This is a genomic window from Chitinivorax sp. B, assembly GCF_005503445.1.
In the GTDB taxonomy this organism is placed as follows: domain Bacteria; phylum Pseudomonadota; class Gammaproteobacteria; order Burkholderiales; family SCOH01; genus Chitinivorax.
In genome coordinates, this window is record NZ_SCOH01000003.1 from 183,947 (window position 1) to 198,867 (window position 14,921).

A 14,921-nucleotide genomic window follows, 5' to 3' on the forward strand; every position below is an offset into this window, starting at 1 on the left:
ACATTGATCGAGGATTTCGGCCATGAGTGATTTCGCGGGAATGGAAGATCTGCTGCAGGACTTCCTCACCGAAGCCTCCGAGTTATTGTCGGAGGTGGACAACAAGCTGGTTGACCTTGAGAAACGTCCGAATGATCGCGGTCTACTGAACGATATTTTCCGTGGATTCCATACCATCAAAGGTGGCGCCGGTTTTTTGAATGTGGATGCACTGGTCAACCTGTGCCACCGCACAGAGAACCTTTTTGACAAACTGCGCAATGCCGAAATGACCCTCACGCCAGAAATCATGGACGTGATCATGGCAGCTACCGGTGTCGTTCGGGACATGTTTGGTTCGTTGTCACAAGGCCGCCCCCCGGCGCCAGCAGAACCCGATCTGCTGAACCAGCTGGATGCCGTCATCAATGGAACGATGCCTGCTGCTGCACCTGCCCCTGCGGCAGCACCTGCACCGGCTCCTCAACCTGCAGCAGCCAGCCCTGCCATCTCAGCCACCCATCAATCTGGTAGCGACGAACCTGATTGGAACGGGCTTTACCATGCACTGCTGGGTAGTACGCCGGCAGCCCCGGTGCCTGCCGCGGCAGCTGCTCCACCACCCGTTGCCACACCAGCCCCCATGCCGGCTGCTGCGGCCCCAGCGCCGCCGCCTGCAGCACACGCCCCCGTCGCAGATTTGGTGTCAGCATCAGTGGCACCGTTGGCGCCAGCACCAGTCGCTGCTGACATGCAGTCGCTCCGTCCCAACACCAGTTCAGCCATGCCGGTGAAAAGCCAGTCCGCTCCACAGCAATTGGCTACGCAAGAAACCACCATCCGTATCGATACCGTACGGTTGGATCAGGTATTGAACCTGTCTGGTGAAATCGGCCTGACCAAGAACCGTCTGACCACCCTGCGTACCGATATCCTGCAAGGCAAGACTGATACCAATACTTTACGCTCACTGGATGAAGCCATCAGCCAGCTCGACCTACTGGTAAGCGACTTGCAGAATGCGGTCATGAAGACGCGCATGCAGCCAATTGGCCGTCTGTTCCAGAAATATCCACGGATGGCACGGGATCTGGCGCGTCAGCTTGGCAAGGATGTAGAACTGGTACTCAGCGGGGAAGAAACTGAACTGGACAAGACCATGCTGGAGGACCTCAATGACCCATTGGTGCATTTGGTCCGTAACGCCATAGACCATGGTATCGAGACCCAGCCAGAGCGGATTGCCACTGGAAAAAATCCGAAGTGCCTGGTGCAACTCAGTGCAACCCAGGTCGGTGATCACATCCTGATCGAAATCTCGGACGATGGACGTGGCATGCGGCCCGACGTGATTCGCCGCAAAGCCATCGAGAAAGGTCTAATTGACGCAGAAACAGCCAACAGCTTGGATGAGCGTCAAAGTCTGCAGCTCATCTTTCTACCTGGCTTCTCCACCAAAGACCAGATTTCCAGCGTTTCCGGTCGTGGGGTTGGCATGGATGTGGTCAAAACCAATATTCAGCGACTCAATGGGCGGATCGACATCAACTCCATTGTTGGAGAAGGGACCAAATTCAGCATCTCACTGCCATTGACCCTGGCCATTCTGCCAGTGCTAGTGGTACGAGTGTGCGAGCAGCCGTTTGCAGTGCCACTGGCCTTGGTTCGCGAAATCATCCCGATTCGTTCGGATGGCGTGCAAGAGGTCTCTGGCAAGGCCACCATCGTAGTACGCGACGAAATTCTCTCTGTCAGGTCACTCGCCAGTCTGATTGGCTGGGTGGAAGAACGCCCGCCCTCATTCGGTGTACTGATGCAATCGTCCGAACACTCTTTTGTGCTGGCGATCGATAGTTTCGTCGGGCGAGACGACGTTGTGATCAAACCGCTGCAAAACATTCGCCCCAAAGGTATCGCCGGGGCAACATTGTCGGGTGACGGGTCCGTTGTTCTGGTCCTCGACATGGAAGACCTGCTGGAAAGCGAGAACAGCGAAACATCCCAAGCCCTGCTTTCCAGAGCATTGGCATAATGCAATTGGCGACCTGATCGGTTAAAGTGTCAGTGTCACCGGCGTTGTGCTGAACAGAAACATGACCATCAGCTGTTTAGATACGGATTGATATGCCAGATCATGCATTTATAGGCCGGCAACCGGTTCTCAACCGCCAGCAACAAATCATCGGTTATGAACTGTTGTTCCGGCTCGACCAACACGCGGTCAGCGCAGAGTTTTCCAGCGACCTGCAAGCAGGTACCAATGTGCTCGTGAATACCCTGAGCAATATGGGCACCGAATGGCTCGTCGGAAACAAGCTGGCTTTCATCAACGTGGCCCATGCCATGCTGGAGAGCAATTTTCTGGAATTATTGCATCCTCAGCGCGTGGTACTGGAAATCCTTGAATCTGTCCAAGCCACACCGGAGCTATTGGAGCGCGCCAGAGAACTGCGCGGTCAAGGCTTTGGCATTGCGCTGGACGATTTCGAGTTCACGCCGCAGAGTGCACCATTTCTGGAAATCGCCAACTATGTCAAACTCGACATCCAGCAATTGGGCATGCCCAATGTCGCCAAACTGTCGAAGGACATTCGCCGTTACCCGGTCATGCAAGTAGCCGAGAAGGTAGAAACCAAGGAAGAATTCAAAGCCTGCTGGGACATGGGCTTCGATTGCTTCCAAGGTTACTATTTCGCGCATCCGGAAACGCTGACTGCCAAGGTGATCAACCCAGCTTACGCCAATATTCTCAATCTCCTGAACATGCTGCGCAACAATGCAGAGATCAAGGAAATCGAGAATGCGCTGAAAAAAGACGTGGCACTGTCGTTCAAATTGCTGCGTTACATCAATTCGGCTGGTTTTGGCCTGTCATGCGAAATCAATTCCTTCAGGCATGCGGTAACCATACTGGGTTATCAAAAACTTTATCGCTGGCTGACACTACTATTGGTTACTGCTGGCGCAGAAAACTCAACACCACCGGCACTGATGAAAACAGCAGTTACCCGTGGTCGCTTGGTCGAGCTCTTTGGGCACCACTTCCTGGAGGGGAATGACCGCGACAATTTGTTTGTCGTTGGCGTGTTCTCTTTATTGGATGTCATGCTCGAAATGCCGATGGAGAAGATCCTGGAGAATCTGCTGCTACCGGAAACCGTTTGTGATGCCCTGCTTACCCGTAGCGGCATTTACGGTCCATTCCTGGAACTGGCAGAAGCCTGCGAAGACCCGGAAATGACCAATGTGAAACCTATTGCCGAGAAGCTACATATCTCACCGGAAATGCTCAACCGGGATCACATTGCAGCCTTGGCCTGGGTAGAGGAACTGGGCGTCTGACCTTGCTGGAAACAGTAATGAACAAGCCGGGATAAAACCCTGCTTGTTCATCCCCACTGATTATTCACTATCCGATACCTGCAGCATCGGCTGCCAAAGCACATCTGGCATTGCAGCTGCAGCATTCAACGTTCGAGCCAATACAAACAGCCAGTCGGACAACCGATTCAAATACCGTAGAGCCTGATCCAGATCCGGTCGATCTGAAAAAGCCATCACCACCCCACGTTCAGCACGCCGGCATACGGTACGAGCCAAATGCGCCCAAGCTGCAGCTTTACATCCACCAGGCAGAATAAATTCCCTTAAAGGGGACAAGGCCATATTCCATGCGGTCACGTCTTGTTCCAATGCAGCCAAGTGCGCCTCTCCAATCTTTCGTCGCAATGGCACCGCAACGTCCGCCCCCAACTCAAACAGCTCATGTTGGAGGGCCAACAGTCGTGTCCGTTGAATATCCTCCCCCAATTCCGCCAGAATCAAACCGACGACACTGTTCAGCTCATCGATTTCTCCCAGCAAGTGAATCTGCGGATCCGACTTTTGTAGCCGGCTACCGTCTGCCAACCCCGTTTCCCCTCCATCACCGGTTCGTGTGGTAATGGTACTCAGTCGATAAGTCATATGATGCAATTCCCATAATCTGAACTACCGCACCTTAACACGGGTTCACCATTCCGCTAACACGTCGTGCTCTGTTGTAAAATAGCGGCAAAATTCCGGTTAATCCATGTAGGCGAACATGAACAAAGCGTTTGTAAAAGAATCCGACGAAGACGATGACGACATCCCGGCGGAACTCAAACTCCCCAAAGGCAGCAAAAATTACATGACCCCAGCCGGACATGCTCGCCTGTTCAAGGAGCTTAACCACCTCGTCAAAGTGGAAAGACCGGAAGTCGTCAGTGTCGTCTCTTGGGCTGCATCCAATGGAGATCGATCTGAGAATGGCGATTACATATATGGCAAGCGACGACTGCGGGAGATAGATCGCCGTATCCGTTTTCTGACCAAACGGCTTGAAATTGCCGAAGTGGTAGATCCCGCTCGTCAAAACAAGGATCAGGTCTTCTTTGGTGCCACCGTTACCTATTGCACTGAAGAAGGTGAACAGCGTTGTATTACCATTGTTGGTATGGATGAAATCGATATGTCCAAAGGCCATATCAGCTGGATATCCCCCGTTGCCCGAGCATTGCTCAAGGCCCGAGAAGGCGACATCGTCAATCTGATGACACCAGCCGGCCCACAGGAGTTGGAAATCCTGTCCATTGAGTACCGAGATCACGCCTAGCTTCGTCCCAAGCGGACCCTACTGCATCTGATGCTACTTTTGCTATCCTGAAATAGGGACCCAGTCCTTTTTCAGGAGAATCACCATGCGCCCGATTTGCTTCACACTGGGTGCCAGCTTGCTGCTCTGCGGCTGCAGTGCCATGCCGACACACTCCACCAATGATCAATCTCGATACACCTACCAAGTTGATCACGAAAAAATCGAACTGATCGAAAATTATGCCAAGCGACGCACCATGTCCGTACATTGGATCAATTATCCAACTCGCAAAGTACAAATCATCCAATAATAAAAAAGCGCCCCCGAAGAGGCGCTTTTGACCATGTTTAATCGAACTTAGTCGATTAGAACAGGTGGATGATACCCAGCGATGTGGTCTTGTTGTCCTTACCGCCAAGGCCAACACCACCCACTGTGTCAACTGCAACCGAGCCAGCCGAAGTCTTGAACAGACCACTGTTGCTCTTGTTGTCAGCTGTAGCATGCTCCAGATATACCCAAGTACGCTTCGAGAATGCGTATTCTGCAGCAGCAGTATACCAACGCGCACCCTTGGTTACGTTGTACTGGGTACCGTCTGCAGCGATGGTATCTGTGGAGCAAACACTCCCACAACCCTTCAGGTTACCCGCTTGTACAAAACCCAACTTCAATGTCACTGGGCCAAATGATTGCTGAGCGTTTGCCAAGAAGGTGTCACGCTTGATCTTGGCTGTACCACTAATACCGTAAGGCGCACCACTTACCTTGCGCTCCATGTGGCGGTAAGCGGCTTGCAGACCCAGACCGAAAGGCAGGGTGTAACCCGCGCCGATGATGTAGGAATCACCCTTCAAACCAGGGATCGCACCTGCAGTCTCAGTCTGCGGGCCACCGGAGACTTCTTTCAGATGCTCATAACCAGTCTGAACAAACAACGGGCCGTTTTCATAGCGCAGCGATGCGCTGTAGAAAGCAGGCTTCACGCCCTGGGTACCCTGGGTACCTTTACCTTCCATATCGCCATATTCAACACCACCACTGAAGCCAGCAAAAGCAGGCAGCGTGTAACGGATGGTGTTGTTAACACGGTAATAGGTACCGTCAACTTGCAATGTATTGATCAGCGTGGAATTCGAGTTGAACGGATCAAAAGCTTCTTGTGCCAGGTCGAACAGACTCTTACCACGGCCCAGTTGCACGCCACCGAAGCCGCCCTTCAAACCAACCCAACCTTCACGGCTAGCAAATGTACCACCACCTTGATCCAGGCTAGCGGAGCTTTCAATCTGGAAGAAAGCCTTCATGCCACCGCCCAGAACTTCTTCACCTTTGAAGCCGATACGGGAACCGGTATCTTCCAGACCATGTTTCTTGGTGCTGCTACCATTGTCCCAATGGCTGAAAGCAACCTGAGCGATACCGTACAGAGTCACGTTGCTGCCTTCTGCGGCTTGAGCCAGCGGAGCAACGAATGCACCAGCAACCAGTGCTGCTACGAGTTTCTTGTTCATAAAAACTCCCTATCTAAGGTGAAAAACAGAAGTGCGCCGCGTCCGCCTTGAATCGTTAAGCCGTCCCGGCGGCGCTTGCTGACTGTATGATTAGTGACGAGCACAGCGCGGGTCAACCTGACTGCTGTCGGCGATGCCAAAATGATTGGCTATTGTTGCAAACATGCAACAATTAGCTCAACCCTACTCTGCCAGGATTCAAAAACGATGAAAGACCATTACCTTGCTGAGCCGCCGTACACTCACGGCCAAGCCCAACGTATCGGGGTACTGTTGATCAATCTCGGCTCACCAGATGCGCCGACCAAACAAGCGCTGAAACCCTACTTGCGGGAGTTTCTCAGCGACCCACGTATTGTTGAACTTCCTCGCTGGCTATGGTGGCCGGTGCTACATGGCGTTATTCTGAATACCCGCCCGGCCAAGTCGGCAGAAAAGTACGCCACGATCTGGACCAAGGACGGATCACCCTTGCGAGTCCATACCGAGCGATTGGCCAAATTACTACAAGGTTCGCTTGGTGAAAAAGGCATGAAGCAGGTGCTGGTTACCCACGCCATGCGCTATGGCAATCCGTCGATTGGCAAGGCACTCACCCACCTGAAGGAAAAAGGATGTGGACAAATTCTGCTGTTACCGCTCTACCCTCAGTATGCGGCCAGCAGTACCGGTTCAGCTTTGGATGCGTGCTATCACCAGCTGCTGCAAATTCGCAATCAACCGGATATTCGAACCATCAAACATTTTCATGATGATGCCAGCTATATCAATGCACTTGCACAGTCTGTCCGGCGTTATTGGTCCCAACATGGGCAACCTGACAAGCTGGTACTCAGCTTTCACGGCATTCCCAAATTCGCACTGGAACGTGGTGACCCCTATCATTGTGAGTGCCTTAAGACTGGTCGATTGCTTGCCGAGGCGTTACAACTGGATGCATCCCGTTACGAAGTGTGTTTTCAGTCTCGATTCGGTCGTGCCGAATGGTTGCAACCTTACTTGGCAAATCGACTTGTCGAATTGGGTAAACAAAAGGTGCGACGGATTGACGTGATTTGCCCCGGCTTTGTTGCAGATTGCCTGGAGACCTTAGAGGAAGTCGCCATGGAAGGTAAAGCAACCTTCTTATCGGCTGGTGGCAAGGAATTTCACTACCTTCCTTGCCTGAATGACAGTCCCGATTGGATAGAGACGCTGTCAGCACTCGTCACCCATCACCTGCAGGGCTGGATTGACTCTTCCCCTGATGACACACAACGGCAAACTTCACGTCAGCGCGCGCTGCAATTGGGTGCCAAACAGTAGCCAACTCATCAACAAGTAGCGGGCCTGACGGTTATCAGCTCATTGATATCAAGCCCGCACCGAGCCACCATCATGAACCTCAATCAACCTCACCACCGCTGAATCGGATAACTTTTTTTGATTTATCCTCAAGTTACACCAAGCACCGTCGATATCAATTACACCGGGTAGCCATGGTCCCAACGCCTTCTTTTTGCGTGTCGTCACCTGATTGTCGGGCTTCACATTAGCGCGGCCTCTTGAACATTCGCATCACGGCACTCACAACGTTGACCTTGTTTGCCAAACCCGATTGCCTGTCGAATTCATCAAGAATCGGTAACATTCTTCATGCAGGAGGTCCACCATGCGCATCGCCGCCTCCAATGTCGCTTTCTCGTCGGCTTATCAGATGCAGACGCGCCACACTACACAAGAATCATTACACAGCTGGACAGGGCAACGCCCTGAAGCTCGACCAACCATGCCATCCCCAGCACAAAGAACAGCCCCCAGTACGTCGCCCATAGAGACTTATGCTCCTCAACGGAGACGGGGTATTGAACTTAGCGATGAAGACCTCAGGCAGACAGATCCGAAGCTCTATCTGCTGAAACTCGCCATCGAAGCCATGACGGGGCAGAAAATCAAACTATTTCGAATGCCAGATGGCAGTGAAAGTACGCCTGCCAATCAGTCGGCCAACACGGCAATGACAACCCCCGAACCCAACTGGGGGGCCGAATATCAATACCAGGAAAGCCATTACGAATACGAATCGCTGGAATTCAGCATGAATGCCACGGTCAACACCGCAGATGGACAATCGCTGGAAGTCGGATTTTCATTCAAGCTGGAACGCGAGTTCTATCAAGAAAGTTCAGTCCGGCTACAACTAGGCAACGCAGTACAGCGCAAGGACCCACTGGTGATCAATCTGGATGTACCCTCAGCCAGACTGCTTGAGGACACCATGAAATTTGATGTAGATGGAGACGGCAAAAAAGAGAATATTGCAAGACTGGACCCTGCCAGTGGCTATCTCACACTGGATCGTAATGACGATAACAAGGTGAACAATGGCAAGGAGCTGTTCGGTGCATTAACGGGTGACGGATTCACCGAGTTGCGCCAATACGACAGTGATAGCAATCAATGGATCGACGAAGCCGACGCCATCTTCAGCAAACTACGCATCTGGTTGATCGGCCTGGACGGAAAGGATCGGCAGTTGACCCTGAAAGAGGCAGGAATTGGCGCACTATTCCTGGGCAAACTCGATAATTCATATTCGCTGAACGGCAACCAGAACCGCAATTTGGGCGAATTGAAAAGCACGGGCTTTTATCTGACAGATAAAGGAAAAACCGGCACCATTCAGCAAATTGACCTGACAATATAAACACGCATGTCGGAAACAATCCGCGTGCGTCGTTGACAGTGGGTAGAGCGCTACGCATAATCAGTTCGCCTTTTTTAAAAAACGGTAAAGGGGACTACCAAATGACTATCGCTCGACTCAGCATTATCGCTGCAGCGATTGCAACACTCGCTGCGTGTGGCAAAAAACCAGAAGAACCTGCTGCATCCGCATCACAACCGGCCCAACAAGAAGCTGCAGCAGCAGCCAAGCCGGCTGAAGCAACTGTCGTCAAGATTGGCCACGTTGGCCCGTTGACCGGCCCGATTGCACACTTGGGCAAGGACAATGAAAACGGGGTACGCCTTGCAATCGACGAGTTGAATGCGGAAAACTTCCAGATCGACGGCAAACCAGTCAAATTTGAACTGATTGCTGAGGATGACCAAGCTGACCCGAAAACGGCGACGACCGTTGCGCAGCGCTTGGTTGATGCGAAAGTCAATGGTGTGATCGGTCACTTGAACTCGGGCACGACCATCCCGGCCTCCAAGCTGTACAACGATGCAGGTATTCCGCAAATTTCCGCTTCTGCAACCGCCGTTGCCTATACCGCTCAGGGCTACAAGACTGCATTCCGTGTCATGTCAAACGATGCTCAACAAGGTAAGGCATTGGGCGAATATGCTGTCAAAGGTGCTGGCGCCAAAAAGATTGCCATCATTGACGACCGTACCGCTTACGGCCAAGGTTTGGCTGACGAGTTCGAAAAGGCTGCCAAAGCTGCCGGCGGTGAAATTGTCAAACGTGAGTTCACCAGCAACAATGCTACTGACTTCCAAGCCATTCTGACCTCCATTAAGGGTAAGGCTCCTGACTTGGTATTCTATGGCGGCATGGATGCGCAAGCAGGCCCCATGGTCAAGCAGATGCGCCGCTTGGGTTTGAAGGCCAAGTATATGTCCGGCGATGGCACGCAAACTGCCGAGTTCGTGAAGATGGCAGGCAATGATGCTGACGGTGTCATTGCCTCATCGCCTGGCCTGCCTAAGGAAAAACTACCTGGCGGAGCCGAATTCCTGAAAAAATTCGAAGCCAAGTACGGCCCAGTTCAGATCTATGCACCGTATTGCTATGACGCGACCAAACTGATGGCAAAAGCAATGCAGAATGCCAAATCGTCCGATCCGAAGGTTTACCTGCCTGAGCTGGCCAAAATCCAGTACAACGGTGTAACCGGCCCTGTCTCGTTTGATGAAAAAGGCGATATCAAATTTGGCTCGATCACCATTTACACTGTCAAGGGTGGCAAATGGGAAACCACCTCCTTTGTCGGTGGCGAAATGAAGCAGGAAGGCGCTGCAGAACCGGCTCCAGCAGCGCCGGAAGCCAAACCTGAAGAAGCCAAGTCCTAACAATTGCATTCATGCCTATAAAGGCGCCAGCTTCCGGCTGATCAACCCGCTGGCGAAAGCCAATTATCTGCTTTCGCCAGCCTTGTTGGACAAGGCCTGAAGTCGCATGCCATGCAAGGCTGAAATAGCAGTTTAGCCATTCGGGAAATCCGCAAGTGGCGATGAATAGCGGCATCAGCAATGATGCCGCTATTTTTATGACTAACAATTGCAATCGGGAAAAACCCGAAGTGACTGATGGTCATGAAACGTCAAGACGCGGCCGCATCTGGCAACGTGGCGACAACGATTGGTCCACCCCATTGCCGATCGCGATAAAAAAAGCCGTACTGCCGATAGTTACCGACATTGGCAGAAACGGTTCTACACTGACAACACGACAACATCAACACAGGGTCCATCATGGATATTTTTCTTCAACAAATACTGAACGGCCTTGTCGTCGGCAGTATCTACGCCCTGATTGCCTTGGGATACACCATGGTGTATGGCATTCTGGGATTGATCAACTTCGCACATGGTGAAGTCGTCATGATTGGCGCCATGGTCGCCATCACTGCGATTAACGTCTTGCTGCAACTCAACCTTGGCCTGCCAGGCATTGTGACCATCAGCTTGGCAACCTGTGCGGCCATTGCCATGTGTATGCTACTTTCATTCAGCATCGAGAAAATCGCTTATCGGCCACTGCGCAAGGCGCCACGGTTGGCCCCACTGATTACCGCCATTGGTATCTCGATCATTCTGCAACAAGTTGCAATGATCATCTGGGGCAAACGTTATGTCGTATTCCCTTCTGTAATTAAAGTTGAAACCATTGATGTTTTCGGCGCAACCATCACCAACCTGCAGATCGTCATCGTCGTCCTGGCGATCGTATTCATGGGTGTTCTGGTTGGCATCGTGGAGAAGACCAAATTGGGCCGCGCCATGCGTGCCACGTCCCAAAACCCGGAAGTAGCCACACTAATGGGTGTCAACGTCAACACCATCATCTCCATGACCTTCGTGCTCGGCGCTGGCCTAGGCGCGATTGCAGGTGTCATGGTTGCGGCCAACTACGATCAAGCTCATGCCAACATGGGCTTTATGATCGGCCTGAAGGCCTTTACTGCAGCAGTATTAGGTGGCATTGGCAACCTCGCCGGCGCAGTAGTCGGTGGTATTCTGCTTGGTATTGTGGAAAGCCTGGGGGCAGGCTATATCGGCCCGCTGACAGGCGATGTGCTGGGTAGCAACTATCAAGACATCTTTGCCTTCATGATGCTGATCGCCGTGTTGATCTTCCGTCCGTCCGGCTTGTTGGGCGAACGCGTAGCTGAACGTGCATAACGAGAATATAGGGGACGTGGTATGAGCAATTCTCCATACCTGATCGAGAAACTGAAGCAGTCGCCCATTGCGGCCACCATTGCGATGATTGTGGTGGGTGCTGTGCTGGTGGCGTTGCCCATCATCATCGGTCAGACATTTGGTAATTCATGGGTACGTGCACTTAACTTTGCACTGTTGTACGCCATGTTGGCACTGGGTTTGAATATCGTGGTCGGTTACGCAGGCCTATTGGATCTAGGCTACATCGCCTTCTATGCCGTTGGCGCGTACATGTACTCATTGCTGAACAGCCCGCATTTCGGACTGCATCTACCGATATACATCCTGTTGCCGCTAGGTGCATTGGTGGCATGCGTGTTTGGCGTACTGCTTGGTGCGCCCACATTGAAGCTGCGTGGGGACTATCTGGCCATTGTGACATTGGGCTTTGGTGAAATCATCCGCCTGTTCATGAACAACCTGGATCGCCCGATCAACATCACCAATGGCCCGCAAGGCATCAACAACGTTGGCTCGATCGAGATTGGTGGCCTGAACCTGCATAAACCGCTGGATCTGGGCTTCATCACGCTGGAAAGCACGTACCTGTATTACTACCTGTTCGTTGCACTGGCGATTCTGATCATCATCATTTCGATCCGCTTGCAGGATTCCCGCATTGGCCGTGCCTGGGTGGCGATTCGTGAAGACGAAATTGCCGCCACTGCAATGGGCATCAATACCCGAAACGTCAAGCTGACTGCATTCGCAATGGGTGCAAGCTTTGGTGGTGTAGCTGGTGGCTTGTTTGCTGGCTTCCAGGGCTTCGTCAGCCCAGAAAGCTTCACCTTGATGGAATCCATCATGGTGCTGGCAATGGTCGTATTGGGCGGCATGGGCCACATTCCTGGTGTGATTCTAGGTGCGCTCATGTTGTCGGTTACGCCAGAACTGTTGCGCGATGTCGCCAATATGATGCACAGCCAGGACGGCCGCCCATTGGTTGACCCCGAAAATCTGCGCATGCTGCTGTTCGGTCTGGCCATGGTTGTCATCATGTTGTTCCGCCCTGCCGGCCTGTGGCCAAGTTCGCGTCGCCGTGCTGAATTAAGGCCAGCAACCGAGAAAATCAAGCAACAGGAAGATTCCAACCTGCAAGATGCGGAGAAAAAACATGAGTGAAGTCCTGCTGAAAATCGATGGCATCAATAAGCGATTCGGCGGATTGCAAGCGCTCTCCGATGTCTCGCTGACCATCAACAAAAAAGAAATCTACGGCCTGATTGGCCCAAACGGTGCAGGCAAGACCACGCTGTTTAACGTGCTGACCGGCTTGTATATCGCTGATACAGGTACGCTATTTTTCAATGGCAAGCAACTGATCGGCCACAAGCCTTACACCATGGTGGAAAATGGCATGGCGCGTACGTTCCAGAACATCCGCCTGTTCGCCAACATGACTGCACAAGAAAACGTGATGGTTGGCCGCCATGCCCGTACCAAATCGGGCGTATGGGGCGCCATGCTGCGCTTGCCAAGTACTCGCCGCGAAGAAGCGGAAACCCGGCAGCGCGCAATGCAATTACTGGATTATGTTGGTATCGCCGGTCACGCCAATGCGGTGGCACGCAACCTGTCCTATGGTGACCAGCGTCGATTGGAGATTGCGCGCGCATTGGCAACTGACCCACAGTTGATCGCACTGGACGAACCTGCTGCCGGCATGAACCCGAAGGAAACCGAAGATCTTCGGGAACTCATGGACAAGATTCGTCGCGACGGCGTCACCATTCTGTTGATTGAGCATGATGTGAAGCTGGTGATGGGATTGTGCGACCGTATTGCGGTACTGGACTATGGCAAGAAAATTGCCGAAGGTGTGCCGGCTGTCGTACAGAAAGACCCGCGCGTGATTGAAGCCTACCTGGGAGCCTCGCCAACATGAGTCTGCTTGAAGTAACCAACCTGTCGGTTGCCTATGGCGGCATCCAGGCAGTCAAAAGCATTAATCTGAAAATTGAACAAGGTGAACTGGTCTCACTGATCGGAGCCAATGGCGCGGGTAAAACCACCACGCTGAAAACGCTGGCCGGCATGCTACAGCCTGTTGAAGGCAAGGTACTGTACAGTGGATTGGATATCAATTCAGTCCCCAACCATAGCTTGGTAGCCCGTGGTTTGGCCTTGGTACCAGAAGGCCGTGGTATTTTTGCGCGTTTGACCGTAACGGAGAACCTGCAAATGGGGGCTTACTATCGTAATGATAAAGCCGACATTGCCACCGATCTTGAAAAGATGTTCACCATCTTCCCCCGCCTGAAGGAACGTTTCAAGCAATTGGCAGGTACCCTGTCGGGTGGCGAACAACAAATGGTTGCCATTGCTCGCGCCCTGATGGGTCGTCCCAAACTGTTACTGCTTGATGAACCTTCCATGGGCTTGGCGCCAATCATCGTACAGAAGATTTTTGATGTGATTCAGCAGGTTTCGGAGCAAGGGGTCACTATTCTGCTGGTCGAGCAGAATGCCAAACTGGCCTTGCAGATCAGTGACCGTGGCTATGTCATGGAATCTGGCCGCATCACCCTGACTGATGACGCACAAGCCTTGCTGCATAATGACAAGGTCCGCCAAGCCTACCTTGGTGAGTAATTGACCGAGCAGCTCGCCAAGCTGCTTGGCAGCCTGCTGTTACCCCCAGCCAATTTGCTGATTCTGATGCTGATTGGCTGGGGGCTTCTTTCCTACCGCCCTCGCCTGGGCAAATTCCTGATTGTCCTTGGCCCACTGGCATTGGCCTTGTTATCACTTCCCGTTGTCGCCAATTGGATGATCGGGCGCTTACAACCCTACCCCGCCCTTTCACTCAATGCCCTGCCTGCCGCTGACGCCATCGTCGTACTATGCGGCGGGGTAAATGAATATGGCATGGAATACGGTGGGGTTACTGTCAATCGCATTTCTCTGGAACGGGCACGCTATGCTGCCTACTTACAGCAGCATTCCGGACTGCCAATTCTGGTGACAGGTGGCAGCCCAGGAAGACCTGGCGCCATCAGCGAAGCAGCGGCAATGGCCCAAGTATTGCGTCAGGATTTCAAAGTTCCTGTCAGATGGACTGAAGAGCATTCATACAATACGGCGGAAAATGCCGCGTTCAGCGCCAAGCTCCTGAAGCAGGATAGGCGACAACGCATTCTACTGGTCACAACTGCCTGGCATATGCCACGTGCAGTCGCAAGCTTCCAACAAACCGGGCTGACTGTCCTTGCTGCGCCGACTGCTTTTACTTATCCATCCAAGTATCAGCTCGCCACAGATTTCGTCCCCAGTGCCGCAGCACTCGCCACCAGCTTCTATGCACTACATGAAACCATTGGTCTGCTTTGGTATCGCTTGCGTGGCGCTGCTTGACCATCTCGATGACTCCGTGTCAG

At 52.6% G+C, this 14,921-nt stretch carries 14 protein-coding genes; 12 read left to right on the forward strand and 2 right to left on the reverse strand.

The window, feature by feature from the left end; genetic code table 11:
- Window positions 1–22: 22 nt before the first annotated feature.
- Complete coding sequence (locus tag FFS57_RS03425) at window positions 23–2,011, forward strand: chemotaxis protein CheA (protein ID WP_137936357.1); 1,989 nt, start codon at window positions 23–25, stop codon at window positions 2,009–2,011.
- Between the two features lie 92 nt (window positions 2,012–2,103).
- The gene (locus tag FFS57_RS03430; protein WP_137936358.1) at window positions 2,104–3,321 is read left to right on the forward strand and encodes an EAL and HDOD domain-containing protein; all 1,218 of its coding nucleotides are present in this window, start codon (window positions 2,104–2,106) and stop codon (window positions 3,319–3,321) included.
- 60 nt (window positions 3,322–3,381) lie between these two features.
- On the opposite strand, the gene FFS57_RS03435 is transcribed toward FFS57_RS03430, so the two are convergent.
- Window positions 3,382–3,945: a cob(I)yrinic acid a,c-diamide adenosyltransferase gene (locus FFS57_RS03435; protein WP_137936359.1), complete on the reverse strand. Its 564-nt coding sequence runs from the start codon at window positions 3,943–3,945 to the stop codon at window positions 3,382–3,384.
- Window positions 3,946–4,063: 118 nt separating this feature from the next.
- Between FFS57_RS03435 and greB the strand changes: the two genes are divergently transcribed.
- Window positions 4,064–4,615, forward strand: a complete 552-nt coding sequence (gene greB, locus FFS57_RS03440) for a transcription elongation factor GreB (RefSeq protein WP_137936360.1) — start codon at window positions 4,064–4,066, stop codon at window positions 4,613–4,615.
- 85 nt (window positions 4,616–4,700) lie between these two features.
- Complete coding sequence (locus FFS57_RS03445) at window positions 4,701–4,907, forward strand: hypothetical protein (RefSeq protein ID WP_137936361.1); 207 nt, start codon at window positions 4,701–4,703, stop codon at window positions 4,905–4,907.
- Between the two features lie 55 nt (window positions 4,908–4,962).
- Here FFS57_RS03445 and FFS57_RS03450 read toward each other — a convergent pair whose 3' ends face one another.
- On the reverse strand, window positions 4,963–6,111 hold the full coding sequence (locus FFS57_RS03450; protein ID WP_137936362.1) for a porin: 1,149 nt from the start codon (window positions 6,109–6,111) through the stop codon (window positions 4,963–4,965).
- 207 nt (window positions 6,112–6,318) lie between these two features.
- Between FFS57_RS03450 and hemH the strand changes: the two genes are divergently transcribed.
- From hemH to FFS57_RS03490, 8 genes are all read left to right on the forward strand, one after another.
- Complete coding sequence (hemH, locus tag FFS57_RS03455) at window positions 6,319–7,416, forward strand: ferrochelatase (protein ID WP_137936363.1); 1,098 nt, start codon at window positions 6,319–6,321, stop codon at window positions 7,414–7,416.
- A gap of 346 nt (window positions 7,417–7,762) precedes the next feature.
- Window positions 7,763–8,797 carry an SPM autocatalytic domain-containing protein gene (locus FFS57_RS03460; RefSeq protein ID WP_137936364.1) on the forward strand — a complete coding sequence of 345 codons (1,035 nt, stop codon included), beginning with the start codon at window positions 7,763–7,765 and terminating at the stop codon, window positions 8,795–8,797.
- 101 nt (window positions 8,798–8,898) lie between these two features.
- Window positions 8,899–10,170 carry a branched-chain amino acid ABC transporter substrate-binding protein gene (locus FFS57_RS03465; protein ID WP_137936365.1) on the forward strand — a complete coding sequence of 424 codons (1,272 nt, stop codon included), beginning with the start codon at window positions 8,899–8,901 and terminating at the stop codon, window positions 10,168–10,170.
- Window positions 10,171–10,572: 402 nt separating this feature from the next.
- The gene (locus FFS57_RS03470) at window positions 10,573–11,502 is read left to right on the forward strand and encodes a branched-chain amino acid ABC transporter permease (protein WP_137936366.1); all 930 of its coding nucleotides are present in this window, start codon (window positions 10,573–10,575) and stop codon (window positions 11,500–11,502) included.
- A 21-nt stretch (window positions 11,503–11,523) separates the two neighbouring features.
- Window positions 11,524–12,666: an ABC transporter permease subunit gene (locus tag FFS57_RS03475; RefSeq protein ID WP_137936367.1), complete on the forward strand. Its 1,143-nt coding sequence runs from the start codon at window positions 11,524–11,526 to the stop codon at window positions 12,664–12,666.
- Window positions 12,659–13,429, forward strand: coding sequence for an ABC transporter ATP-binding protein (locus FFS57_RS03480; protein WP_137936368.1), 771 nt, complete (start codon window positions 12,659–12,661; stop codon window positions 13,427–13,429). Before FFS57_RS03475 ends, FFS57_RS03480 begins: the two co-directional genes overlap by 8 nt.
- Entirely contained in the window at window positions 13,426–14,136 is a 711-nt protein-coding gene (locus tag FFS57_RS03485; RefSeq protein ID WP_137936369.1) for an ABC transporter ATP-binding protein, read from the forward strand. The genes FFS57_RS03480 and FFS57_RS03485 overlap by 4 nt, the downstream gene beginning before the upstream one ends.
- Window positions 14,137–14,898, forward strand: coding sequence for a YdcF family protein (locus FFS57_RS03490; RefSeq protein ID WP_249383862.1), 762 nt, complete (start codon window positions 14,137–14,139; stop codon window positions 14,896–14,898). It abuts the gene before it with no gap.
- Window positions 14,899–14,921 lie beyond the last annotated feature (23 nt).